Source organism: Kribbella sp. VKM Ac-2566 (assembly GCF_004366005.1).
In the GTDB taxonomy this organism is placed as follows: domain Bacteria; phylum Actinomycetota; class Actinomycetes; order Propionibacteriales; family Kribbellaceae; genus Kribbella; species Kribbella pratensis.
Genome location: NZ_SODT01000015.1, coordinates 18,909 through 41,960, shown reverse-complemented (window position 1 = coordinate 41,960; position 23,052 = coordinate 18,909). Strand labels below are relative to the sequence as shown.

General features: G+C 67.6%; 29 protein-coding genes. 12 read left to right on the top strand and 17 right to left on the bottom strand.

Going from position 1 to position 23,052, the window contains the following annotated elements; translation table 11 throughout:
• Positions 1-10: 10 nt before the first annotated feature.
• Positions 11-286 (bottom strand): TrbC/VirB2 family protein, encoded by a 276-nt coding sequence (locus tag EV647_RS37215; protein ID WP_133784005.1) that lies wholly within the window; start codon positions 284-286, stop codon positions 11-13.
• Between the two features lie 14 nt (positions 287-300).
• Entirely contained in the window at positions 301-921 is a 621-nt protein-coding gene (locus tag EV647_RS37210) for a DUF6668 family protein (protein WP_134011598.1), read from the bottom strand.
• Positions 922-1,170: 249 nt separating this feature from the next.
• Here EV647_RS37210 and EV647_RS37205 point away from each other — a divergent pair, with 249 nt between their 5' ends.
• Both EV647_RS37205 and EV647_RS37200 read left to right on the top strand, forming a co-directional pair.
• Positions 1,171-2,589 carry a hypothetical protein gene (locus EV647_RS37205; protein ID WP_134011596.1) on the top strand — a complete coding sequence of 473 codons (1,419 nt, stop codon included), beginning with the start codon at positions 1,171-1,173 and terminating at the stop codon, positions 2,587-2,589.
• Positions 2,586-2,777 (top strand): hypothetical protein, encoded by a 192-nt coding sequence (locus tag EV647_RS37200; RefSeq protein WP_134011594.1) that lies wholly within the window; start codon positions 2,586-2,588, stop codon positions 2,775-2,777. Before EV647_RS37205 ends, EV647_RS37200 begins: the two co-directional genes overlap by 4 nt.
• A 73-nt stretch (positions 2,778-2,850) precedes the next feature.
• On the opposite strand, the gene rplI is transcribed toward EV647_RS37200, so the two are convergent.
• The 5 genes from rplI to EV647_RS37175 all read right to left on the bottom strand — a co-directional run bounded on the left by rplI (position 2,851) and on the right by EV647_RS37175 (position 5,906).
• Positions 2,851-3,297 (bottom strand): 50S ribosomal protein L9, encoded by a 447-nt coding sequence (gene rplI, locus EV647_RS37195; protein ID WP_133784000.1) that lies wholly within the window; start codon positions 3,295-3,297, stop codon positions 2,851-2,853.
• Positions 3,298-3,311: 14 nt separating this feature from the next.
• Positions 3,312-3,545, bottom strand: coding sequence for a 30S ribosomal protein S18 (gene rpsR, locus EV647_RS37190; protein WP_012924539.1), 234 nt, complete (start codon positions 3,543-3,545; stop codon positions 3,312-3,314).
• A gap of 72 nt (positions 3,546-3,617) precedes the next feature.
• On the bottom strand, positions 3,618-4,220 hold the full coding sequence (locus EV647_RS37185; protein WP_134011592.1) for a single-stranded DNA-binding protein: 603 nt from the start codon (positions 4,218-4,220) through the stop codon (positions 3,618-3,620).
• 64 nt (positions 4,221-4,284) lie between these two features.
• Positions 4,285-4,575, bottom strand: coding sequence for a 30S ribosomal protein S6 (rpsF, locus tag EV647_RS37180; protein ID WP_130386399.1), 291 nt, complete (start codon positions 4,573-4,575; stop codon positions 4,285-4,287).
• A gap of 197 nt (positions 4,576-4,772) precedes the next feature.
• Positions 4,773-5,906: an MFS transporter gene (locus EV647_RS37175; RefSeq protein ID WP_134011590.1), complete on the bottom strand. Its 1,134-nt coding sequence runs from the start codon at positions 5,904-5,906 to the stop codon at positions 4,773-4,775.
• Between the two features lie 94 nt (positions 5,907-6,000).
• Here EV647_RS37175 and EV647_RS37170 point away from each other — a divergent pair, with 94 nt between their 5' ends.
• Together EV647_RS37170 and EV647_RS37165 are read left to right on the top strand one after the other, a co-directional pair.
• A complete protein-coding gene (locus EV647_RS37170; protein WP_134011588.1) occupies positions 6,001-6,522 on the top strand; it encodes an Lrp/AsnC family transcriptional regulator in 522 nt (173 codons plus the stop codon).
• A 10-nt stretch (positions 6,523-6,532) separates the two neighbouring features.
• Positions 6,533-7,336, top strand: a complete 804-nt coding sequence (locus EV647_RS37165) for a deoxyribonuclease IV (RefSeq protein WP_133783994.1) — start codon at positions 6,533-6,535, stop codon at positions 7,334-7,336.
• On the opposite strand, the gene EV647_RS37160 is transcribed toward EV647_RS37165, so the two are convergent.
• Complete coding sequence (locus EV647_RS37160) at positions 7,329-7,886, bottom strand: hypothetical protein (protein WP_134011586.1); 558 nt, start codon at positions 7,884-7,886, stop codon at positions 7,329-7,331. The genes EV647_RS37165 and EV647_RS37160 overlap by 8 nt on opposite strands.
• A gap of 28 nt (positions 7,887-7,914) precedes the next feature.
• Between EV647_RS37160 and EV647_RS37155 the strand changes: the two genes are divergently transcribed.
• Positions 7,915-8,445 carry an NUDIX domain-containing protein gene (locus EV647_RS37155; protein WP_134011584.1) on the top strand — a complete coding sequence of 177 codons (531 nt, stop codon included), beginning with the start codon at positions 7,915-7,917 and terminating at the stop codon, positions 8,443-8,445.
• Here EV647_RS37155 and EV647_RS37150 read toward each other — a convergent pair.
• Genes EV647_RS37150 through EV647_RS37140 form a run of 3 tightly spaced genes read right to left on the bottom strand, consistent with a single transcriptional unit; the run spans position 8,414 to position 10,939 of the window.
• Complete coding sequence (locus EV647_RS37150; RefSeq protein WP_134011582.1) at positions 8,414-9,643, bottom strand: MFS transporter; 1,230 nt, start codon at positions 9,641-9,643, stop codon at positions 8,414-8,416. The genes EV647_RS37155 and EV647_RS37150 overlap by 32 nt on opposite strands.
• Before the next feature lie 19 nt (positions 9,644-9,662).
• Complete coding sequence (locus EV647_RS37145) at positions 9,663-10,379, bottom strand: SDR family NAD(P)-dependent oxidoreductase (protein WP_134011580.1); 717 nt, start codon at positions 10,377-10,379, stop codon at positions 9,663-9,665.
• A complete protein-coding gene (locus tag EV647_RS37140) occupies positions 10,376-10,939 on the bottom strand; it encodes a TetR/AcrR family transcriptional regulator (protein WP_134011578.1) in 564 nt (187 codons plus the stop codon). Before EV647_RS37140 ends, EV647_RS37145 begins: the two co-directional genes overlap by 4 nt.
• Before the next feature lie 121 nt (positions 10,940-11,060).
• On the opposite strand from EV647_RS37140, the gene EV647_RS37135 reads away from it, so the two are divergent.
• Genes EV647_RS37135 through EV647_RS37115 form a run of 5 tightly spaced genes read left to right on the top strand, consistent with a single transcriptional unit; the run spans position 11,061 to position 15,314 of the window.
• A complete protein-coding gene (locus EV647_RS37135) occupies positions 11,061-11,984 on the top strand; it encodes an SDR family NAD(P)-dependent oxidoreductase (RefSeq protein WP_202871020.1) in 924 nt (307 codons plus the stop codon).
• Between the two features lie 54 nt (positions 11,985-12,038).
• A complete protein-coding gene (locus EV647_RS37130; RefSeq protein ID WP_134011574.1) occupies positions 12,039-13,169 on the top strand; it encodes a peptidoglycan bridge formation glycyltransferase FemA/FemB family protein in 1,131 nt (376 codons plus the stop codon).
• 4 nt (positions 13,170-13,173) lie between these two features.
• The gene (locus tag EV647_RS37125; protein ID WP_134011572.1) at positions 13,174-14,175 is read left to right on the top strand and encodes an alanine racemase; all 1,002 of its coding nucleotides are present in this window, start codon (positions 13,174-13,176) and stop codon (positions 14,173-14,175) included.
• Between the two features lie 34 nt (positions 14,176-14,209).
• Positions 14,210-14,932 carry a methyltransferase domain-containing protein gene (locus EV647_RS37120; protein ID WP_238177587.1) on the top strand — a complete coding sequence of 241 codons (723 nt, stop codon included), beginning with the start codon at positions 14,210-14,212 and terminating at the stop codon, positions 14,930-14,932.
• 10 nt (positions 14,933-14,942) lie between these two features.
• Positions 14,943-15,314 carry a VOC family protein gene (locus EV647_RS37115; protein ID WP_134011568.1) on the top strand — a complete coding sequence of 124 codons (372 nt, stop codon included), beginning with the start codon at positions 14,943-14,945 and terminating at the stop codon, positions 15,312-15,314.
• Here the strand turns inward: EV647_RS37115 and EV647_RS37110 are convergent.
• Entirely contained in the window at positions 15,304-16,458 is a 1,155-nt protein-coding gene (locus EV647_RS37110; RefSeq protein WP_134011566.1) for an NAD-dependent epimerase/dehydratase family protein, read from the bottom strand. The two genes, EV647_RS37115 and EV647_RS37110, sit on opposite strands and share 11 nt — an antisense overlap.
• A gap of 156 nt (positions 16,459-16,614) precedes the next feature.
• On the opposite strand from EV647_RS37110, the gene EV647_RS37105 reads away from it, so the two are divergent.
• Complete coding sequence (locus EV647_RS37105) at positions 16,615-17,076, top strand: GtrA family protein (RefSeq protein WP_134011564.1); 462 nt, start codon at positions 16,615-16,617, stop codon at positions 17,074-17,076.
• Here the strand turns inward: EV647_RS37105 and EV647_RS37100 are convergent.
• Genes EV647_RS37100 through EV647_RS37085 form a run of 4 tightly spaced genes read right to left on the bottom strand, consistent with a single transcriptional unit; the run spans position 16,988 to position 21,611 of the window.
• Positions 16,988-19,141 carry a glycosyltransferase gene (locus EV647_RS37100; protein WP_238177586.1) on the bottom strand — a complete coding sequence of 718 codons (2,154 nt, stop codon included), beginning with the start codon at positions 19,139-19,141 and terminating at the stop codon, positions 16,988-16,990. The two genes, EV647_RS37105 and EV647_RS37100, sit on opposite strands and share 89 nt — an antisense overlap.
• A 17-nt stretch (positions 19,142-19,158) precedes the next feature.
• Complete coding sequence (locus tag EV647_RS37095) at positions 19,159-20,058, bottom strand: NAD(P)-dependent oxidoreductase (protein WP_166680522.1); 900 nt, start codon at positions 20,056-20,058, stop codon at positions 19,159-19,161.
• A 42-nt stretch (positions 20,059-20,100) separates the two neighbouring features.
• Complete coding sequence (locus tag EV647_RS37090; RefSeq protein WP_134011560.1) at positions 20,101-20,427, bottom strand: hypothetical protein; 327 nt, start codon at positions 20,425-20,427, stop codon at positions 20,101-20,103.
• 14 nt (positions 20,428-20,441) lie between these two features.
• Positions 20,442-21,611, bottom strand: a complete 1,170-nt coding sequence (locus tag EV647_RS37085) for a hypothetical protein (RefSeq protein ID WP_134011558.1) — start codon at positions 21,609-21,611, stop codon at positions 20,442-20,444.
• Positions 21,612-21,695: 84 nt separating this feature from the next.
• Here EV647_RS37085 and EV647_RS42305 point away from each other — a divergent pair, with 84 nt between their 5' ends.
• A complete protein-coding gene (locus EV647_RS42305) occupies positions 21,696-21,869 on the top strand; it encodes a hypothetical protein (protein WP_166680521.1) in 174 nt (57 codons plus the stop codon).
• Positions 21,870-21,981: 112 nt separating this feature from the next.
• Here EV647_RS42305 and EV647_RS37080 read toward each other — a convergent pair whose 3' ends face one another.
• Positions 21,982-23,040, bottom strand: a complete 1,059-nt coding sequence (locus tag EV647_RS37080) for an HD domain-containing protein (RefSeq protein ID WP_166680520.1) — start codon at positions 23,038-23,040, stop codon at positions 21,982-21,984.
• Between the last annotated feature and the right edge of the window lie 12 nt (positions 23,041-23,052).

Below are 23,052 nucleotides of genomic sequence, written 5' to 3'. Positions count from 1 at the left end.
CGCGCCCGGATCACTTCAGGGCGTCGACGAGGGCGGTCGCCGCACCGATGACGATGCAGGCCGCGAGGACCCAGCCGAGCCGGGCGGCGTGCTCGCCACCCTCGCCGCGACGCTGACCGATGGCCATCATGCCGCCGGCGATGATGATGCCGAGTGCACAGACCAGGTACGCGATCCACTTGACCCAGTCGAGGACCTTGTTCAGGCCCTTCGTCACCTCTACAGGCGGCGCCTCCAGGGGCAGCGAGTTCGGAAGCTCGGTAACCAGGTGGTGAAGCAACATCATTGTCTTGGTGCCTTTCAGTACGGGGCGGGGTAGTCCGCTGGGTTTGACGCGCGAAGTGCGTAAATGGATTCGAGTACTTCGAAAACCTCGTCTGGCGTGTTGTCAGGCGTGGGAGCCTCCCCTCTGCGCCACTCCTCGATCCACGGAATGTCCCAGACCCTCGGAACACCTCCGCCGACGATGTCGGCGAAGTCGTCGAGCACGCGGGGCAGCCGGCCAGGAGCGTCCGCGATCAGCACCAGGCCGAGCACGGCGACACCCTGGACGACACCCGAGGCCCACTCGATCGCGGCTCGCTGCGCGGCGCGCAGACCGGACCCGTGCGTCCGGGCAACCAGGATCACCGGCGTCGGCACCGGCGGCGGCGGGATCGGCCAACGGTGGTTGGACGCCCGGGTCCCCGGCAGCAGGACCGACATCGTGGTCTCGCCGGAGCCGCCGTGGACGCCGACCCACCACAGGGTGTCGGCGGCCGGAATCGCGAACTTGGGCAGGCGCTGATCCTCCGCGGGCGCCGGCACCCCGTGCTGGGGCGCCGACGGCCCCCGCGGAGTGATGTCCGGCTGAGGTCCGGGGCCCGGCGACGGCGGCTGCGGCCCCGGAGACTGCTCCCGTGTCCACGGGTTCTGCGTCATGGCCCCTCCTCTCGCGGTCCGTCACAGGCTGTTGCCCACCGTATTCTCTCGCTTTCCGGGTGTACTTGCGTGACCCATCCACAGGCGAGGATGTTTCTACCCCCTTGTCGGGGTCAGTCGAGCCGACAGGCCCGCGTGGTTTCTGCATGCCCGGAATCCCCGGTATGCCCTCATGCGGGGGACATGCTAGAACGAGGACGCCGGAAGCCGATGATCGAGGGAGACCTGTGGCGGGAATGAGAGGACATCGTGGCTGAGAAGATCCCTTCCTGGCCCAAGGTCACGATCCGGCTGTACGACGACCACAACGCCGAGGTGAAGATCGCCGGGCGTAGTCACCCGGTCAACCACCACGATCCGCGGCAGGCTGCGATCCAGCTCGTCAGCGAGCAGGCCGCGCAGCTCGGCCGTGCGGTGAAGGCGACCGCGGTCGAGGCCGACGGCGCTTCCTGGCCGTTGGTCATCCACCCGGACGGGCAGGTGGAGGCGATCGACACCGACCCCCGCAAGGGAAAGAAGCCGATCTGGCCGATCGTGCTCGCGATGGCCGTGGCCGTCGTCCTGATCGCCGGTACGACGCTGTACATCACCGTCTTCAGCAAGCTCGGCGAAAGCAAGCCGCAGGTGACCGAGTCGCCCAAGCTGCCCGAGCTCCCCGCCCCGAACGTGCGCCCTGACGAGTTCCCCCCCAGGACGCAGCCGAAGGGCTACTCGACGCACGCGGGCTGGACGGTCGACCTCGCCGAGGACAGCACGCCGGCGCTCAAGCCGGACGGCACCGAGGTCGCCATCCTCACGACCGACGGGAAGGTCGCCGTGTTCGATGCCAACGGCAAGGTGCTGTGGCAGGACAAGGTGCCGAAAGACGCCGAGAACCCGGTCTACACCACCATCGACGGGAAGCAGGTGCTGGCAATCGCGACTCCGAGCACTCTGTACTACTGGGCGGGCGGCGGCGCCGAGGCGAAGACGATCGAGTTGCCGGACAGCGCCAAGGTGCAGTTCTTCGGCAAGTCGCCGCTGGTCCTGCTCGGCGACGAGTCCGGGGCGATGGTGATCTCGGGCGGCGAACTCAAGACGGTCCCGGATCAGCCGCGCAGCTCCACGATCCTGCTCGCCGAAGGCGATCGCACGCTGATGGCGCAGTACCTCGGTCCGCTCTACTGGACGCAGCCGGGCAAGAAGATCGTCACCGTGAATCTGCAGCCGCCAGGTGGCGCGGGCCAGCTCATCCAGGTGGTCTCGGCGAGCCCGGACTACGTCCAGGCGCTGTGGACCAATGCCAAGAACCCGGCGGAGGAGTCGATCCCGGCGGTGCACTCGACCGCGAGCGGCAAGGTGGTCGCGAGCTGCGGAACGGTACGCAACGGCGACACCGACGGCTGGGACTGGGTCCCCGACCCGAACCGCAAGTTCGCTGCCTGGGGTGAGTGCCTCGTCAACCTCACGCTGACCAAGAACAACACCAGGCGGCTCCCGGGCTTCCAGCCCTTGTCGGTCAGCGGATCGATGCTCTACGGCACGATCAGCAGCAAGCCGTACGCCGTCTCGCCGAACTGGAACACCTACCCGATGAACGAGGGGACCACGCGACCGTGGGGTGTCATCGGCAAACGCGCGGTCATCGTGTACAACTCCGTTCTCTACGCATTGGATCCGGCGAAATGAACCGTCGAATGCGCCGCGCGGCGCGGGTCACGTCCGCACTGGTTGCCGTCGGCATCCTGCTGGCGCCTTCCCAGGCGCTCGCGGACACCATCGAGCCGGAGCCGGTCGACTGGCCCAAGGTCAAGCCGTCCAACGGACCGGTGGTCGAGCCCCAGCCCGTCGACTGGCCGACTCCCGCGAAGCCCTGACGCCGATACCGGCAACGACAAGGCCCGCGTCCCCCCGACCGGGGGAACGCGGGCCTTGAACGTCAGGCAGAGATCAGCCGGCCGCGACCTCGAGGCGGACCGTGGCGGCCACCTCCGGGTGCAGCTGGACGGCAACCTGGTGCTTGCCGGTGGTCTTGATCGGCGACGCGATCGCGATCGCGCGCTTCTCGACCAGCGGGCCGCCGGCTGACTTGATCGCCGTGGCGATGTCGGCCGGGGTGACCGAGCCGAACAGCCGGCCGGTGTCGCCGGCCTTGACGGCCAGGGTGACGGAGAGCTGCTCGAGCTGGTTCTTGACCTCGCTCGCGTGCTCCTTGCCCTGGATCGCCCGGGCGTCGCGCGCCCGCTTGATCGACTGGATCTGCTTCTCGGCGCCGCGGGTCCAGCCGATGGCCAGGCCGCGCGGGACCAGGTAGTTACGGCCGTAGCCGTCCTTCACCTCGACGATGTCGCCGGGAGCCCCGAGGCCCTCGACCTCCTGAGACAGGATGAGCTTCATGGTCCGCGCCTCCCTCAGCGAGCGGTGCTCGTGTACGGCAGCAGGGCCACCTCACGAGCGTTCTTGATAGCGGTCGCGACATCGCGCTGGTGCTGCACGCAGTTCCCGGTCACCCGGCGGGCGCGGATCTTGCCGCGGTCCGAGATGAACTTGCGCAGCAGCGCGGTGTCCTTGTAATCGACGTACGTCGCCTTGTCCTTGCAGAAGCCGCAGACCTTCTTCTTCGGCTTCCGAATGATCTTGGCCATTGTGGTGCTCTCTTCCTACTTCCAGAGCCCGGCACGGATGCCGGAATGGTCACTAACGGGATTGCGGGCCGATCAGAACGGGGGCTCCTCCATCGAGCCGCCGCCCTGGCTGGCCCAGGGGTCGTTCTGCGGGGCGGACTGGCCGCCACCGCCTTGTCCTGCACCTTGCGGGGTCGCCCAGGGGTCGTTCTGCGGGGCGCCGCCCTGGCCGCCACCCTGGCCACCTTGGTAGCCACCGCCCTGGTTGCCGCCACCTTGGTAGCCGCCGCCACCCTGGTTGCCGCCGCCACCGAAACCGCCACCGTCGGAACGCGACGTCTTCGAGATCTTCAGCGTCGCGTACCGCATGCTGGCGCCGATCTCTTCGACATCACACTCGAACACGGTGCGCTTGTTCCCGTCGCGGTCGTCGTAGCTGCGCGCCTTCAGGCGCCCGTGCACGACGACCCGGGAACCGCGGGTCAGCGACTCGGCGACGTTCTCGGCGACCTGCCGCCACACGGCACACGAGATGAAGAGGGTCTCGCCGTCTTTCCACTCGTTGGTCTGCCGGTCCAGCGTCCGCGGAGTAGAGGCGATCGTGAAGTTCGCGACCGCGGCCCCGGACGGCGTGAACCGCAGCTCCGGATCACCTGTCAGGTTTCCGATCAGAGTGATGGGTGGTTCACCGGCCATGACAACTTCCTCCTGTACTGCAGACGATGGGTGGTGTGACGCCAGACCACCTGACGCCCGAGGTTCAGTGCTGGTCCGGCCGGATGACCTTGGTGCGCAGGATCGACTCGTTCAGCGTGAGCTGCCGGTCGAGTTCCTTCACCACCGCCGGCTCGGCGGTCAGGTCGACGACGGCATAGATGCCTTCGGACTTCTTCTTCACGTCATAAGCGAGCTTGCGACGGCCCCAGATGTCGAGCTTCTCGACCGTGCCACCTTCCTTGCGGACGATGTTCAGGTACTGGTCGATGGACGGCTCCACGGTGCGCTCATCGAGCTCCGGGTCGAGGATCACCATGACTTCATAACGACGCATGCGCGAACTCCACCTCCTTCGGACTTGGCGGCCACGGTCTCTCCGTGGCAGGAGGGCGATGCGGTCTGCTCCGCGCCGGCACTTGCCGCCGACGCCAAGCAACGAGCCCGGTCGATGGACCGGGCCACATCAGAGAGAATACCAGCGTTCGGACTGCCGACCGACCATATCCACAGGCCTGTTCCGGTGACTCTGCGTCACGACCGGGCGATCCGCGGAGCGGTACGCCGGAGCACGAGCAGCAGCAACGGTACGGCGAGGACCACCGAGATCACCGTCAACAGCGGATATCCGCCGAGCGTGTAGAGCCAGGGTGAACTGGCGGCCGCCAGCGCCGAGATCGCCCAGATGGACGACTCGACCTTGCTCTCGAACGGCGTGCCGAGGAGCCGCGCACTGCCGCCCAGGTAGCACAGGTTCCACGCGTAGCCGAGCAGGAAGAGCGCCGGCGTGAAGGCCGCCCCGGACTGCGTGGTCAGGACGGCCGACCCGATCAGGAGCAGCAGACCGGCGAGCATCACCGGTTGCGGACCGGAGCGATCGATCCACCAACCGGTCAGCGGCGACAGCGCGAACATTCCGAGCGTGTGCGCGGACAGCATCAGGCCCAGAAGTCCGAGTCCGTCGCCATGGTGATGAGTGTGCACCGGGACCGCCGACATGAGCGCGACCATCACCAGGTGCCCGGCGATCATCACGCCGGCGGCGAGGAGAACCGACGTACGGCGGGACTCTGCCGGACGGTCGAGCCGGGTCTGTGCCGGCTGCTCGGCGACGTGGACGGTCCGGATGTACGTCGAAGCGACCAGTGCGCCGAAGACAGCTGCCACCGCGAGCAGGAACGGCCCGGCGACCTCGGGCAGCCCGAGCGCCGACGCGAAGGACTGGGACGGCGCCAGCAGGAACGGCCCGCCCGCGGCGCCGGCCGTGCTCGCCCACACGACGGCGCTCATCGCAGACGCCCGCCGGGAGTCGGGCACTGCCTCGCCGGCGGCGTACCTGGACAAGAGGCTGGCGGCGTTCCCGGCGCCGAGCAGGAACATTCCGGCGAAGAGCAGTACGACCGGCGCGCCCACCGCGGCGACAACCGTCAACGCTCCCCCGGCGACGCCCACGCCGTACCCGAGCCGGAGGGCGTGCGCGCGTCCGAGCCGCGTGGTCCACCGGCCGACGGCGATAGCGCCTGCCGCGGTGCCCAGTACGCCGGCTGTGTTCGGGACGCCGGCCAGGCTGGAGCCGAGTTCGTCGGCGGTCAGGATGGTGCTGACCGCGCTCGCGGCGACCATCGCCGCGTTCATCAGCGCGGCAGCGAGAACCACAGGAACAAGCATGGCCAACACGTTAGAAAGGTGCCCGTTCTCGCTGAATACATGATGTAAAGCATTCGGCCTTGCGGACGACCGAGATGAAAGGTGTTCTGGGGACATGACCTTTCAGGAGCGGGAAATGGACTCCACCGACTGGCAGATCCTGACCGCGCTGCAGTCCGACGGCCGGCTGTCGTTCAACCAACTCGGCAAGCGGGTCAACCTCTCGCCGCCCGCGGTGGCGGACCGGGTACGGCGCCTGGAGGAGGCCGGTGTGATCACCGGCTACCGCGCCGAGGTGGACCCGGCCAAGGCGGGCCAGCCGCTGTCCGCGTTCGTCCAGATGCGCTGCACGACGGGCCGCTGCCTGCTCAAGACAACCCGCGCCGAGGACTTCCCCGAGGTCCTGGAGATCCACAAGCTGAGCGGCAACTCCTGCTCGATGCTGCGCGTCCGCGTCACCTCGATGCGCCACCTCGAAGGCCTCTTCGAACGCCTCGGCGAACACGGCGAGATGAACACCCACATCGTCCTGTCCACAGAATTCGAGGGCCGCCCCGTCCAGCCGCCCACCCCCGAGGAACGCAAGGTCAGCCGCTCGGCCGGATGGGGCTCCGGAAGTGTCGGTGGACAGTTCTAGGGTGGTGGGTATGACTGTGAAGCTTGGTGCGCACGTGGACCAGGAGGACCCGCTGGCCGAGGCGGCCGATCGGGGGGCCGACCTGGTGCAGTTCTTCCTGGGGAATCCGCAGGACTACAAGGCGCCCAAGCTCGCGTACGCGGACGGCGAGGAGGCGCTGAAGGAGCGGGCCGCCGCCGCGGGCGTCGACCTCTACGTGCATGCGCCGTACCGGCTGAATGTTGCGAACACGAACAACCGGATCCGGATCCCGAGCCGCAAGCTGTTGCAGCAGACGCTGGACAAGGCGGCGGAGATCGACGTCAAGGGCGTGATCGTGCACGGTGGGCACGTCGGCGACGAGGACGATCCGGAGGCCGGGTTCGACAACTGGCGCAAGTGCATCGAGCGCGCCGAGCTGCCGGTGCCGCTGCTGATCGAGAACACGGCCGGCGGTGAGAACGCGATGGCCCGGCAGCTGGACCGGATCGCACGGCTCTGGGAGGCGGTGCAGGCGTCGGGCAACGACCGGCTGGAGAACGTCGGGTTCTGCCTGGACACGTGCCACTTCCACGCGGCCGGCGAGGAGCTGCCGTCGATCGTCGAGCGGGTGCTGGCGATCACCGGGCGGATCGACCTGGTGCATGCGAACGGCTCCCGGGACGAGTTCGGCTCCGGCGCGGACCGGCACAGCAACTTCGAGGACGGGCACATCGACCCGGCCGACATCGTCGCGGTCGTGCAGGCCGCCGGCGCCCCGGTCGTCGTCGAGACCCCGAACGCCGACAACGGCCAGAAGGCCGACCTCGACTACCTGCGGGCGCACCTCACGTAGTCGGGGCCTTCGTCAGGCCGTGCAACCAGTAGGTCACGGCCCAGGGGAGCAGGATCGCGAGCGCGGCGGTGTTGTTGGACGGCACGAGCAGGCCGCAGATGACGACGATCGCGACGACGAGGGTGCTGGCCTGGAACAGGTCGGCGGAGCCGAGGACCTTGGTTCGCAGCGTGATGCGGTTCAGCGCGCAGGCGGCGTACGCGGCGATGAGGGCGAGCAGCCCCAGGATCGCCACTACCGCGCCGAGCCAGCCGAGAACGTTGTAACCGCCCTCGGCCTGGAGCATGCCGGACAGCAGGAACACACCGACCATGACGGTCAGCCAGGCGCTGGTCCACATCAGGCGGTCGACCGTGCTCCGGGCCTTCTCGGGATCCGGCTTCGGCTCGGCCTCCTCCTCGTCCACGGCCTCCTCGTCCACGGCCTCCTCGTCCACGGCCTCCTCGTCCACAGCCTTACCGTCCACAGCCTTCTCGTCCACAGCCTCCTCGGCGACCGGCTCGGAGTCGGCGGCCGCGGTGGGCTTGGGGTCAGGGTCTGGCTGCACCATGGCAGCGACGGTAGCGCAGAATGAGGTTATGCAGACCTGGGCGGAGCGGTTCCCCGACCTGTTCGCACCGGGCTACTGGGAGTGGGGCGACCTCGACGTCCGGTACACCGTCGAGCAGCCGCCGGACGAGCTGATCAGCAACGTCCACGTCGTCGGCCGCACCACCGGCGGAATCGTTGTCTGCACCAACGATCTGGGCTGGCGCTTCCTGCCCGGCGGGACCCGCGAACCGGGCGAGACGATCGAGGAGCTCGTCCACCGCGAGCTGCTCGAGGAGGCCGGCGCACGGCTGACCGGTCCGCTCACCTGGCTGGGCGCCCATCGAGCTGATCACCGTCGCCCCGGACCGTACCGTCCGCACCTCCCGCACCCGGTCTCGTACTGGGCGAACTACGTCGCGGACGTCGTCATCGAGCAGGAGCCGACGAACCCCGAGGACGGCGAACAGGTCACCGACGTACTGGTGCTGCCGCCGCACGAAGCGGCCGCGTACCTGGACGGGCAGCCCGAAGAGGTGGGCTCCATCGTCAGGCTGGCTCAGGCAATGCAGCTGGTTTAGGCGGTGTCTGACGGCTCCGCCCTGCGCGCCAAGGCAGCAGTACGGCGCTCAGCGTGCAGCAGATGCCCGCGACCCACAGGGCACCGCGCATCCCGACCACCGTCGCGAGCACGCCGCCGAGCGCCATGAACGCAGGCTGCACGCACCGCGAGCTGATCGACCACGACCCCACGACCCGGGCCATGAACCCGTCCTCGGTCACCTCCATGCGGTACGTCGCGAACGACGGGTTGAACGCGCCGGCTCCCACCAGCAGCGCCGTCTCCGCCACAGTGAGCAGCACGAACCCGCCCCACCCGTGCGGCGCCAGCGGGAAGAGGAGCAGCCACGGCGCCCGCAGTACGCCGAACACCAGCAGCATCCACTGCAGCCCGTATCGCCGGGTGAGCCGCGGCGCCATCCGCGCGCCGATGACCCCGCCGATGCAGGAGACACCGAGCATGACGCCGTAGCTCCACGCGGACAGCCCGAGGTCGCGCAACATGAAGACCGTCAGCAAGGGCGAGGTCATCATCACCGGTCCGCCGAACAACTGCGAGTTCCAGAACAGGATGCGCAGCCCGCGGTGGCGCAGGATGTACCGCCACCCTGCCGTGATGTCGCGCTTGCCCTCCCGCTTCACCGGCTCCGGCTCAGGCTGCTGGATCCGTCGGATACCGAGCGCCGAACCGAGGAACGAGACCGCATCGACCGCCAGCGTGACGGTCGCACCGACCAAACTGACCAGCACACCCCCGACCGCCGGACCGATGCTCAGCGAGACCCAGTTCGTCTGCTCGAACCGGCTGTTCGCCTCCGCCCGTCCCTCGGCCGGCACGAGCGCCTTCAGATGCGCGCCGCTCGCCGACTGGAACGCGATCGTTCCGGCCGCTTGAAGCACACCCGCGACACACAGGTGTGCATAAGTCAGTACGCCGAACGCCGCGGACACCGGCACCGAGACCAGGGCCGCGAACCGCACGAGATCGGACGCGATCATCACCGGTCGCTTTCGCCGCTGTTCGATGAAGTCGCCCATCGGCAACGCGAGTGCGGCGCCGGCCACCGCCGACAACGCGGCGAGCATCGAGACCTGGAAGGTGCTGGAGTCCAGGGCGAGTACGGCGACCAACGGCAGCGCGCCGAGCCCTACCGCCGATCCGAGGGCACTGACTGTGAACGCGACCCACAACCGACGGAAGTCCCGACCCAAAGACATCCCGCGATCGTAGAAGCCGTCACCGACACAAATTCATGCCGCCGTCGAACATGATCACTTCACCAGTCAGGTAAGCGTTGTGGACAACTGCCGAGATCAGGTCGGCGACATCCGCGGGCCGGGCGGCGCGACGCATCGGGCTCGAGGTTTTCCACAGGTCCTGGGCCTCGGTCCACGACTCGGTGAGCGGCGTGTCGACGAGTCCGGGTGCGACCGCGTTGACCCGTACGTCGGGTCCGAGCGCGGCAGCCAGCAGTTTCGTCACGTGATTGAGCGCGGCCTTCGAGGCGGCGTACGCGATCGAGCTGCCCTTGGGGCGGACGCCAGCGTGGCTCGTCACGTTGACTATGCATCCGCCGTACTCGCGGAGCGTCGGGAGGGCCGCCGTACACAGCAGCCAGGGTGCGATCAGGTTGACGTCGAGCAGCTGCCGCCAGTCGGACGCGGTCAGCCCGTCGAGGTCCGCGTGCGGGACCGGCCAGCTGATGCCCGCGTTGTTCACGAGTACGTCGAGGCGCCCGTGCTCGGCCAGCACCTCAGGCACCAGCGCCTGAGCAGCAGCGTCGTCGGACAGATCTGCCTGGTGGTACGACCCGCCCAACTCCGCGGCCAAGGCTTCTCCGGTGGACCGGCTGGATCGCGAGTGCACCGCGACGGTCATCCCGTCCGCGGCCAACCGCCGTACGGTCGCGGCTCCGATGCCTGACGCGGATCCGGTCACCAAGGCAACCTTCATGCGCGGTACCGGAGGCCGTCCATCAGCAGGTCGAGCAAGCGGCCCGCTTGGTCACGGTCGTCGGCCGCGGCACCGCCGACGCCACCGATGCTGACCAGCAGGTCCCCGGCCGAGATGTCCGACCGGATCTGACCCGCCGCAGCGCCCGCGTCGAGTAGTGGCTGCACCGCACCGACGAGGAGCTCGAGGCTCTGTGCGTACGGGTTCGCGCCGGAAGCGAAGACTGCTCGCAGCGCGTCGGCCATGCCGCGTTTGCGCGCCATGTAGTCGATGAATCGGTCCATCCACGCCCGCAGCGCTTGGTCCGGTGGCAGCTGCTTCAGCAGTTCCACGGATGCGTCGCAGACCGCGGCGAGCTCATTCCGGTACGCCGCCTCGATCAGCAGCTCGCGGGTCGGGAAGTGCCGGTAGAGGGTGCCGATGCCGACCCCGGCGTCCTTCGCGATCCCTTCCAGCGTCGCCTCCAGCCCGCACTTCGAGAACGCGCGCCCCGCAGCGGCGACGATCTGGTCCCGATTGCGCTGGGCGTCCGCACGCAACGGGCGCTCGCTGGTACCCATCTCCCCCTCCCTCCGTGGCCTCACAACCTAGCGGACTTGATAACCGGAGGCATCTCCGCTTAACTGGATTTACCGGAGGCTCCTCCGGTTAAAGCGTAGCTCGTAGAACAGGAATGACCTGATGAGCAGGATCACCACTCCTTTCACGCATGACTCCACCGCGGCCGAGGTCATCGCCGGCGTCGACCTGACAGGTCGCCGGGCCGTCGTCACCGGCGGCGCGTCCGGCATCGGCGTCGAGACCGCTCGTGCCCTGGCCACGGCCGGCGCCGAGGTCACCCTCGCCGTCCGGAACACCGCGGCCGGCGAACGCGTCGCCGCCCAGATCATCGAGAGCACCGGCAACAACCACGTCTTCGTCGCGCCGATCGAACTCGCCGACCGCGCCTCGGTGCGCGCCTTCGCCGCCACCTGGGCCGGCCCGTTGCACATCCTGGTGAACAACGCCGGCGTGATGGCCGAGCCGCTGAACCGGACGCCGGAAGGCTGGGAGCACCAGTTCGCGACCAACCACCTCGGCCACTTCGGCCTCGCGCTCGGCCTGCACAGCGCGCTCGCGGAGGCCGGCTCCGCGAGGATCGTGTCCGTCAGCTCCAGCGCGCATCACTCCTCGGACGTCGTGTTCGAGGACATCCACTTCGAGAACAGGCCGTACGACGAGTGGGCGTCGTACGGGCAGTCCAAGACGGCCAACATCCTGTTCGCCGTCGAGGCGGCCAAGCGCTGGGCGAGTGACGGCATCGTCGCCAACGCCTTGATGCCGGGCGGGATCCGGACCGCGTTGCAGCGGCACGTGTCTGAGGACGTGCAGAAGGAGTGGGACCGCTTCTTGTGGAAGACCGTCGAGCAGGGCGCGTCGACGTCGGTCCTGCTGGCCGCCTCGCCGCTCGTCGACGGCGTCACCGGCCGCTATTTCGAGGACAACAACGAGGCACTGCCGTTGACGGAAGGCGATCCGATGCACGGCGTCGCGGAGTACGCGCTCGATCCGGAGTCGGCCACTCGGTTGTGGGACCTGTCGGAGAAGCTGCTCGCACAGGTTTGATCAGAAACCGGCTCAGCTACGGATCACGTGGCTGGGCCGGTAACCTGACCCACCGTGAGTGACTTGAGCATTCGGACCATCTCCGCGGACGAGCACGCCGCCTACATCGCGGCGCAGCCGTCGGCGAGCTTCCTGCAGACCCCGGGCTGGGCTGCGGTGAAGAGCGAGTGGAAGGCGGAGTCACTCGGCTGGTACGAATCGGGAAACCCCGGCAACCTCGTCGGCGTCGGCCTGGTGCTGTACCGGCAGATGCCGAAGGTGAAGCGGTACCTGGCCTACCTGCCGGAAGGCCCGGTGATCGACTGGGACGCGATCGACCTCGGCAGCTACCTTCGTCCGCTGGCCGCGCATCTGCAGGAGCGCGGCGCGTTCGGCATCCGGATGGGTCCGCCGGTGGCGACCCGGCGCTGGACCGCGCAGACGATCAAGGACGCGATCGCCGGCGGTCAGCAGCCGCGCCTCGGCGACGTCCGCCCGGACGTGATCGAGCCGTCCGGCGCCACTGTCGCCGAGAAGCTCCGCAAGCTGGGGTGGAAGGCGCCCCGGATCGCGGAAGGTTTCGCGGCCGGGCAACCTCAGTACGTCTTCCAGGTGCCGCTGGCCGGCCGCACCCCGGACGACCTGCTCAAGGGCATGAACCAGCTCTGGCGGCGCAACATCAAGAAGGCCGACAAGGTCGGCGTCGAGGTGACGCAGGGCGGGACCGAGGACATCAAGGCGTTCCATCAGCTGTACGTCGAGACCGCCGAGCGCGACCACTTCACGCCGCGGCCGCTGCCGTACTTCGAGAAGATGTACGCCGCGATGGCCAACCAGCCGGCCGATTGCTGTGACTTCCGGATCTACAACGCCCATCACGAGGGCGACCTGGTCGCGTCGACGATCTGGGTCCGGGTCGGCGGTCATTCCTGGTACTCCTACGGTGCCAGCTCGACCGCCAAACGAGACGTGCGCGGATCGAACGCGATCCAGTGGCGCATGATGTCGGACGCGCTCGCGGCGGGTGCGTCCGTGTACGACCTACGGGGCATCACCGACACCTTGGACCCGAACGACCCGCATGTCGGGCTGATCCAGTTCAAGACCGGGACCGGCGGCGAGGCCGTCGAGTACGTCGGTGAGTGGGATCTGCCGTTGAACAAGGCGCTGTACACCGCATTCGACCTCTACATGAGACGGCGTTGACACCATGCCCCTAGTCCTGCACGTCGATTCCGATCGATGGCGTGATCACCTGCGTTCCACGTGGAACCCCGACATCGTCCCGGTCGCCAAGGGCAACGGGTACGGGTTCGGCAACCACCGGCTGTTCGCAGAAGCCCGCGCGCTCGGCGCCCGGACGGTCGCGGTCGGCACGTACTTCGAGGTTCCCGCGGATCCACGCGAGGACGTCGTGGTGCTGTCGCCGTGGCGGCCGTTCCTCGAGGTGCCGCAGAGCAAGAACGTGATCCACACGGTCAGCCGGCTGGCCGACCTGGTCTCGATCCCGGCCGGCAGCCGGGTGCTGATCGAGGTGATGACTTCGATGCGCCGGCACGGCATCGGCGCCCGCGAACTGCGGCACACGATGCTGCTGAACGCGCTCGACCGGATCCGGTTCGAGGGCTGGTCGCTGCACTTCCCGATGGGCGCCGGCGGTACGTCGGCCAACCTCCGCGAGGCTCAGCAACTGGCGAAGGCGGCGCTCGACGTCCGCAAGGGCCCGCTGTGGGTGTCGCACGTACCGGCGCAGAAGCTGGCCGACATCGGTCCGGACGTGAAGCTCCGCATGGGCACCGGGCTGTGGCTCGGCGACCGCGGCGCGCTGTCGGTCCGGGCGACCGTCCTCGACGTGCACTCGGTCCGCCGCGGCGAGCGCGTCGGCTACCGGCAGCGCCGGGTCAGCGGCGACGGGCACATCCTGATCGTCTCCGGCGGTACGGCGCACGGCGTCGGCCTGGAGGCACCGACCGCGGCGGCGAGCGTCCGGCAACGCGCGATCGCGATGGCCAAGGGCAGCCTCGACGCGGCCGGCATGGCGCTGTCACCGTTCACCATCGAAGGCAAGCAGCGCTGGTTCGCCGAACCACCGCACATGCAGGCCAGCATGCTGTTCCTCCCGTCGTCGGTCGCCCCGCCCGCAGTAGGCGACGAGGTCGCCCTCGACGTCCGCTACACCACGACCACGTTCGACAAGGTGTCGATGGATTGACTTCAGGTCCACCTGAAGTTGCAGCGTGGACCGTATGAGTTTTCTGGAGCGGATGGAGGAGCGGCCCGGGGCGGCGGAGTTGCGTGCGGCGTCGTACCGGATGCTGGGGCTGAAACGTGGCGCGACCTGCGTCGATGTCGCGTGCCGGGCGGGTCATGCGGTGGCCGAGCTGGCGAAGAAGGGCCTGAAGGTGACCGGGGTCGACGCGGATCCCGACGCGATCGAGGCGGCTCGGGAGCGGGCGCCCGGGGCGATGTTTCACGTGGCACATTCCGACGAGCTGCCGCTCGAGGACGAGTCGATGGACGGCTACCGCGCGTTACGGCTGTTCCATCTGCTCGAGGATTCCGCTCCGACGGTGGCCGAGGCCTATCGGGTACTACGTCCCGGTGGGCGGATCGTGCTCGGCGGGCAGGACTACGGCTTCGTCCTGATCGACAGCTCCGACCAGGACCTGACCGACGTGATCCGCCTCGGCCTCGAGTCCCGCACGGTCTCCCCGCGCGCGACCCGCACCTTGCGCGACGTCCTCCTCGACACCGGCTTCACCGAGGTCGAGGTCGCCGTACACACCGAAGTCGTCACCGACTACGAACAGATGGCTCCACAGCTCAAGAGCGCCGCTGAAGCCGCCGTCGACAAGGCCTTGATCACTCGAGAAGATGCCGCCGGCTGGCTCAGGGAACAGGCCGGCCGCGGCCGCCGGGACCGCTTCCTCGCCGTGCTCCCGACGCTTCTTGTCGGCGGGCAGCGCTAACGTTCTGGAGATGAGCCATAAATACGCGTTGAAAGGCGTCGTACTGGACGCGCCCGACCCGCGAGCGCTCGGTGAGTTCTACAGCCGCGCGCTCGGCTGGGAGCTGAACGCTCACGACGACACGTGGGTCACGGCGACCGATCCCGACGGCACGACCGGCCTGTCGTTCCAGCTGGAGCCGAACTATCAGCCGCCCACGTGGCCGAGTCAGACCGGCGTCCAGCAGATGCAGCTACACCTGGACATCCAAGTCGACGACCTGGAGTCGGCGCACCGGCGGGCGATGGACGCCGGGGCGCGGCTGATGGAGTTCCAGCCACAGCCCGACGTCCGGGTGTACGCCGACCCCGTCGGTCACATCTTCTGCTTCTTCACCGATTGAGGTGACCCGTCCAGCGGACGGTCGGTAGCAGAGCGGCCGGGTCGACGCGGTCCTTGTTGGCCGACACGATGTCGAACATCGACTCGATCAGCGTGTCCGACAGCAGGTGCGGCTGCAGGCCCAGGCCGACCAGCCCGGTGTGCTTCACGTTGTAGTAGTGCTCGGCCTGCTCGACGCGCGGGTTCTCCAGGTGCTCGACCTGCACCGGCCCGGGGAAACACTCCGCGACCAGGTCGGCGAGCTGCGACACCGAGTAGCTCTCGGTCATCTGGTTGAACACGCGGAACTCGCCCGCGTCCGCCGGATTCTCGACCGCGAGCCGGATGCACTCGACGGTGTCCCGGATGTCCAGGAACCCGCGGGTCTGCCCGCCGCTGCCGTAGACGGTCAGCGGCTCACCGAGTACTGCCTGGATGACGAACCGGTTGAGTACCGTGCCGAACACGGCGTCGTAGTCGAACCGCGTCGCCAGCCGCGCGTCCCGCACGGTCTGGACGGTCTGCTGCCCGTACACCACGCCCTGGTTGAGGTCGGTGACGCGCATCCCCCAGATCCGGCAGCCGAACTCGAGGTTGTGCGAGTCGTGCACCTTGCTCAGGTGGTAGAACGAGCCCGGCTTCTTCGGGTAGAGCATCCGGTCCTTACGGCCGTTGTGCTCGACCTCCAGCCAGCCTTCCTCGATGTCGATGTTCGGCGTCCCGTACTCACCCATCGTGCCGAGCTTCACCAGGTGGATGTCCGGGTTGGTCTCGGCGATGGCGTACATCAGGTTCAGCGTGCCGACCACGTTGTTGTGCTGGGTGTAGACAGCGTGTTCGCGGTCGATCATCGAGTACGGCGCGGCGCGCTGCTCGGCGAAATGCACGATCGCGTCCGGCGCGAACTCCCGCACGACCCGGTAGACGAAGTCGGCGTCGAGCAGATCACCGACGTACGCCGGGATCCGTCGGCCGGAGACCTCTTCCCAGGCCGCGACCCGGCTTTCGAGATCTTCGATCGGGACCAGACTCTGGACGCCCAGCTCGCGGTCGTAACCACGCCGGGCCATGTTGTCGAGCACGGCCGTGTCATGGCCACGGTCGGACAGGTGCAGTGCAGTCGGCCACCCTAGGTAGCCGTCACCGCCCAGGACGAGTACGCGCACGGTTCGGCCGCCTTCCGTCGGGAAACGTCGTCACCACCCTTCCTATCCCGAGTACCCACTCCAGTAACGTGATCAGAGCCACCTATTCGCTGGTAATCGGCTGAGAATTTCCGGCGCACTGCCGCTGGCTGGTGTGGAGGTGCAGAATAGGCCGGGATGCGCGTACTCACCAAGGCCTATCTCTCCCGCAGCCGATTGTTGCTGTGGGCGAAGTACTCTGCGTCGTCCGTGATCGCCACCGTGGTCAGCCAGCTGGCGTTCGCTCTGTGCTACTGGTTCGGCACGGCAGCGATCGTCGCGAGCCTGGTCGCCTGGGTCTCCGGCGCGGTGCCGAACTACGTGCTCAACCGTCGGTGGACGTGGGGCCGCAGCGGGCAGAAGTTGCCGTACACAATCATCGTGGTCGGGTCGGCGGTCATGGCCGCGGTGGTCACGTCGGTGACCGATCACCTGGTCCAGCCGCTCGAGTCCCACGCGTGGCAGACGGTGCTGGTGACCGGGTCGTACCTCGCGACGTACGCGGTGCTGTTCATTGTGAAGTTCGTGCTTTTCGACCGGCTGGTGTTCGCCAAGACGGTTTCCGACCCCGTCGAAGTACGTACTCCCGTAGCCACGTAGTCGTCATCACCCGCCCGTAGTTCGCGCCGTACACGATCCCCGGGCCCTTCTTGCTGCTGCCGTCGCCACGGCGGCGCATCGTCATCGGCAGCTCGACCACGCGGGCGCCGAGCGCGAGCGCACCGAGCAGCAGCTCCGACGACTGGTACTGCGGTTCACGCAACGTCACCGCTGTCGCGAGTTCGGCCCGCATCGCGCGGAACCCGAACGAGGTGTCGGTCAGCTTCTTGCCCGTCAGGATCGACGCGAGGACGGCGAACACCCGGACGCCGACCCAGCGCAGCCGGCTGTCCGCGTCCTCGGCCCCGAGGCGGCGCGACCCGGTGACGAAGTCGGCCCGGTCGAGCAGGATCGGCTCCAGGAGGGTCTCCAGCTCGTCGTTGTCGTACTGACCGTCCGCGTCCGTGGTGACGACGTACCGCGCTCCGCCTTGTGCTGCCAGGTGATACCCGAGCCGGAGCGCCGCGCCCTGACCTCGGTTGCTCTGGGCAACACACACGTACGCCCCGTGTTCACGGGCGATTTCGGCGGTGTTGTCGGTCGCGCCGTCCACGACGACCAGGACGTCGACCTGGAGGCCGGCACAGGTACGCGGCATGTCGGTGAGCACCTGGCCGATGCCGCCGGCCTCGTTGTACGCGGCGATGACCACTACGACCGGGGCGAAGCTCGGCTTGTCCTTTACTGCTTCGGAATCCACGGCGTCTGGGAAGCCCGCCATCGCAGGTCGTGCCTGGTCCTTGCCGAGCAGTGCCCGGAGACCTATGGCGCCTGCGAGCGGGAAGAACGCCAGTCCGGGCAGTTGGTATCGCCAGGAGAACTCGAACGCAGCTGAGCCGAGCAGGAGGATCACACCGGCCGCTACGGGGAACAGCGTGGCCGACCGGAGCTCCTTAGCCCTTGCTACGGCAGCAAGAGCGATCAGCACGCACAGTGCGAGCACTGTGCCGGAGGTGTAGCCGCCGTGGAGCTGGTAGGCGCGCAGAATGACCGCAGGTGCGTGGGAGACGTGTGGCTCGGACCCTCCCCATTTCACTGCAGCCTCTGTGGTGTTGGGGTCTTTGAGGTTCGGGTAGGTCAGCTGGAACTGCCAGCGGTCCAGCGGTACGTCGTCAGGTGACGTGGTGCGTGTGGGCGCGAAACCCTTCGCGAAGTCCTTCAGCGCCGCCCACGTCACGTCCAGCGGCTGGTGCTTGATCACGAGGTGTGCGAACTCAGTCGCCAGTTGACGCTTCGTCGTACCGGGTGGAAGCGGACCGGGCCAGTTCGGGTCGCCGTAGTGGTTGTGGGCGTAGCTGTCCACGCCGAGGCGTTGGCCCAGCGGTTCCTTCGGGCAGAACAGCCGCGTGCCCTCGTCGAGTGGGAGCTTGTCGCAGTTGGCGACCGTAGCGGTCCGCCCGTACAGGACCTGGTTCTCGGCGCCGGTGAAACCCCAGCGGCCCGTTTCCGCATGGTAGTAGCCGGCGTACGCGGCGAAAACGACACCGAATCCCGCGACGGCGGCAGCGGTACGGCGTACGCGCTGTTTGCCCACCACGATCAGGTAGAGCACGACTGCGATCAGCAGGACCAATCCGATCGCGCGCACCGTGAAGGCGGCGCCGACCAGTACGCCGACGACGGCCGCGCGCCGCCAGCCCGGCACACCCTTGCCGAGGAGGAGCCAGAGGATCGCCACCAGGATCACGTCGAACGTGGTCTCGGCCATGATGTTCTGCTCGATCTGCACCTGGTACGCGTCGAGCAGGATCGGTGCGGCGGCGAACGCGGCCAACCAGCGGTAGACGGTGAGCCTGCGCGCCAGCGCGTAGATCGCGACACCGAGAAGCAGCCCGGCGAGGTGCTGCACGATCACGACGAATGTCAGTCCGCCGATCGCCACCAGCGGGCCGAGCACGAAGTCGTACCCGATCGGGTTGAGCTGGTCAGGGCTCAGCTTGCCCATGTTGGTCAGGTACTGGACCGAGTCGGTGTAGATGATCGCGGGCCGGTACGCGACGGTCGCGAGAACACGCAGTACCAGACCTGCCAGCAGGAAGACCGCGAGCAGCCAGTGCGTCCGCACTGCTCTTTGTAGCTTGCTCACTGGGTTTTGAAGTACTGCCACGTCCGGGCCAGACCGTCTTCCAGCGAAACCGTCGGCTCGTAGCCGAGATCGTTGGTGATGTCCACGACCACGGCCGGCATCTCGCCCGCCGGCGCCTCGATGTGCTCGGCCGGCACCGGGCATCCGGTCACTGCACGCACCGCGTCGATCATCTCGAGCACCGACACCGACCGCCCGGATCCGATGATCGCGCGCCCGTCGTACTTGCTGTCGAGCGCGAGCAGTACGCCGTTCACCACGTCGTCGATGAAGACCAGATCCCGCCGCTGCTTCCCGTCGCCGTACACCCGCACGCCGCCACCGCTCAAGGCCGCCCGCATCATCCGCGGCACGAAGCTGTCCTTGTGCGACATCCCCGGCCCGTACACGTTGGTGAACCGCAGCGCCGCGGTCGCCATCCCGTAACTCCCCGAGTACGCCGACAGCAACATCTCACCCGCCGCCTTCGTCGCGCCGTACGGCGTCAACGGCCGCAGCGGAAGATCCGCGGTGATGGTCGACGTACCGACATCCCCCACGACCGCATTGGTCGACGCCAGCACGAACCGGTCCACGCCACTACCGCGACTCAACTCCAGCAGCACCTGCGTGATCGTCACGTTCTGCGCAAAGGTCTGCATCGGCGCATCCACCGAACGCAACACCGACGTCAACGCCGCCAGATGTACCACCGCGGTAGGCCGCGTCTCGAACGCCGCAACACACGTCTCCTGCTCCGCAAGATCCCCCGTCACCACATGCACCCCGCCATCCCACGAGGAATCCCCCGGCTCCCGATCCACCGCAGTAACCAACACCCCCCGCCCCCGCAAGGCCCTAACCAAACCCCGCCCCACAAACCCCGACGCCCCCGTGACCAACACACGCTCGTCCATACCCCTCAACCTACCCGCGCCCCCGCACTCCTCCCACCCCCCTCAAACCGCACCCCCCGGAACCACCTCCCCCGGATACAACACCCCCCACAACCACACGAGGAACTCCTCGTCGTTCCTTTGGTCGTAGCCTGCGGCGGTGGCGATTGCCTTCGGGTGAAGTCCGTCTCGATGACCCTCCAGCAACTGTTCGAACTGCTGCTTGAAGATCGCCAACTCCTCGTCGTCGGCCTGCGCGGCCCGTGCCCGCTGCACCAGCGCGTCGAAGTTCTCATCACGGATCTCGGGATGGTAATAGGCGTCAAGGAGGTTCAGGAACGTCGCGAACGGCGCCGTTTTGTCGGTCAGCCAGTATCGGGCAATTGCCATCCCAGCAACCTCTCTCAATCTTCATCGGGTGGCGGTTGGACGAACATGGTAGCTATGTAGAACTTCTGATCAGTTGGGTTGCGGGCGAATCGCACCATCATGGTCCCGTTCACGAACGACGAGATCCGCTCTGTCTGCGGCTCCTGAAGTCCGGACAGATCCTGACCCTCTGCGCGAGCGATGACCCACTCTTTGCGAATTGCGTTGGACTCGGCCCAGTCTCCCGTCAACCGGTAGCCCGAGCAGAACCTGTGGCCGTCCGTGCCAAGCAGGTCGGCGAGCGGGATCTCGACTGCATGCGGGTGATGAGCCTGGTCGGCGCCTGCGTCGAGAACCCGCCGAACTTCTGGGTGCTCGACGACGCCTGCATACGCGACCGCAAAAGCAGTAGCGTCATTGATACGTGTTGCCGTGTCGGCACAGAAATGCACCTTGTCGGGCTTGAGACCATCGATGCCGGCCATCCGCTTGGCTTCGTCGAGTTGTGCGGGGTCTTCGAGATACGCGACCCTGCGCCGATACAGTTCGTCGTCACCCATCGCTCCGTGACGGATATGTGCGTGCCCGGGACCCAGATCGATCGCTGTGTGGATGCGCTGGATTCTGGGATCACAGTCGGCGACTGGTTCCAGCCATGGCCTTTCACTCTTCATGGTGGTCACATAGTCCATTGCTTCGTCGAGATCCATCGGCTCGGCTTCAGGATCCGCCACGCCGGCATCCTGCTCGCCGTCCGGGACGCGGACAGGCAGATTGGCACGATCCGGGTTCCACCGGTCGACGCGCCTCTCCACGGCCTCGCCGTTCACCTCGGTGTCGAGGGTCATGCGCTCGCCTGGACCCGCAGAGTCGTCGGACGGTATCGGGCCGTCCGTTGTGGTGTTGCTGCTGTCCCGGTCCGTATCGCGGTTTGGGTCGGTTGTTGGCTGTTGCGCGGCCTCGTCCGCCTCGGCTTCCGTGGTTTCGAGTTCGTCATCGGTTGAGGTGGGCTTCGCGTTGTCCGCTACATCTGGAGGCGTGTCAGCACTCGAGGGTTCTGGTTGCGTGGCTGCGGCGTTGTCCTCTACGACACCGTCGGTCTCGTCGTCGGGTCCCTCGCCCGGCTCACCATCGCTCGTACGGTCGGGTTCGGGCAGGGGGTTGCTGAGGTATTGCAGGCGGGACAGGGTGTCGTCGTGGTGCATGTGGGCGCGGAGTTCGGGAGGGTACGACGCGAACGGGTCCGGTTGAGCGTCGGTTGAGGGTGACTCGGCGGCTCGGTCCGGCGAGTGACGGTCGGTCTCCTGGCGCTCCTCGTGTTGGTCGGGCTCTCTGTGGTGGTCGGGCTCGCGGTGCTGGTCGGGCTCGCTGTGGTGGTCGGGCTCGCGGTGCTCATCCGCGGGGCTGGGTGGTGGGCGGTCGTGCGGCTCGGCGTTGGGCTTGGGTGGGTCGGGTTGATCTGAGCGAAGATCGGGAGTGGGATCGAGGCCGTCTCGAGGCGCGGGGTTGTCGTGGTGTGGGGCGGTGCTGGCGGTGGGCTGGTCGGGGGTGGAGTTGTCGGCGCGGTGGCGGCGGCTATCCATGGTTGCCGGTGGCCTCGTCGAGAACTCGTACGGCGTGGGCGTACTTCTGGCGCAAGCGGTCTTGGGTAGCCGGATCTAGTTGGCTCTGGCGGGACGGGCTGCTGTTGTGTTCGATGTCGGCTCGCTTGACGAGGACGGCATCGGGGGTTCGGGTGAGGCGCGTCAGATACGTGTCGTGGGATTCGCCGGGCCGACGGGTGAGAGCGTCGACCATGTCCACGACGGGATCGGGCACGCCGAGGTCGCGGAGTTGGGCAAGCGTGCAGGCGGTGTCTTCCACGGTGTCGTGGAGGTGCGCCGCCATCTGCTGGTCTGTACGGGCGCCGTTCGCGCGCGCAATTGCCGCAGCGCCACGGACATGGTCGACGTACGGCTGCCCGCTCTTGTCGACCTGCTCCCGGTGAAGGGCCGCCGCGAGTTTGTCGGCAGTCTCGATGCTGTCGACCGGACCCGCGAGGTACGAGTACGCGTCCGCCCAACGCTTGAACAGCTGATCCAGCCGGTCATCCACAGACGCCAACGGAACGAATCGCTCGACGGTCTCCGCATAGTACGAGCGCTGCTTCGCGACCCGTGGATGCGTATGCAGGCGCTGCACGTTGCTGTACCGATCCGACAGCTTCAACAGCAACACCTTCCGAGGCGCCCGCGCGAGCTTCGCCAGGTATGCCGTCCGCACCTCGTCCTTCGACTCCCCCGCCCGGACCTCCGGAATCGTGACCGCGTCCACCAACCCCGCCGTACGCTCCCCGAACCGCGCCACCAGATCGGCTCCCGTGCCCGCCGTGTCTTCCACAACGTCGTGCAGCAGCCCCGCCCTGAGCAGATCGACATCCTTGACGTCGAGTCCGCTTGCCAGCACGTGCAGCACTTGAAGCAGATGCTGCCAGTAGGGTTCGCCGGCCGGTCTGGTCTGGCCTTCGTGCCAGCCGACCGCAGCATCGAACGCTACGGCTAATTCGTCAGCGGTCTGATCGGAGAGGAGCGCTCGCAGGTCGATCCCCGCAGCGCTCCAGTCGTCCCAACCCGGGAAGATGCGCAGGTCAGCCATGGAGCACACGGT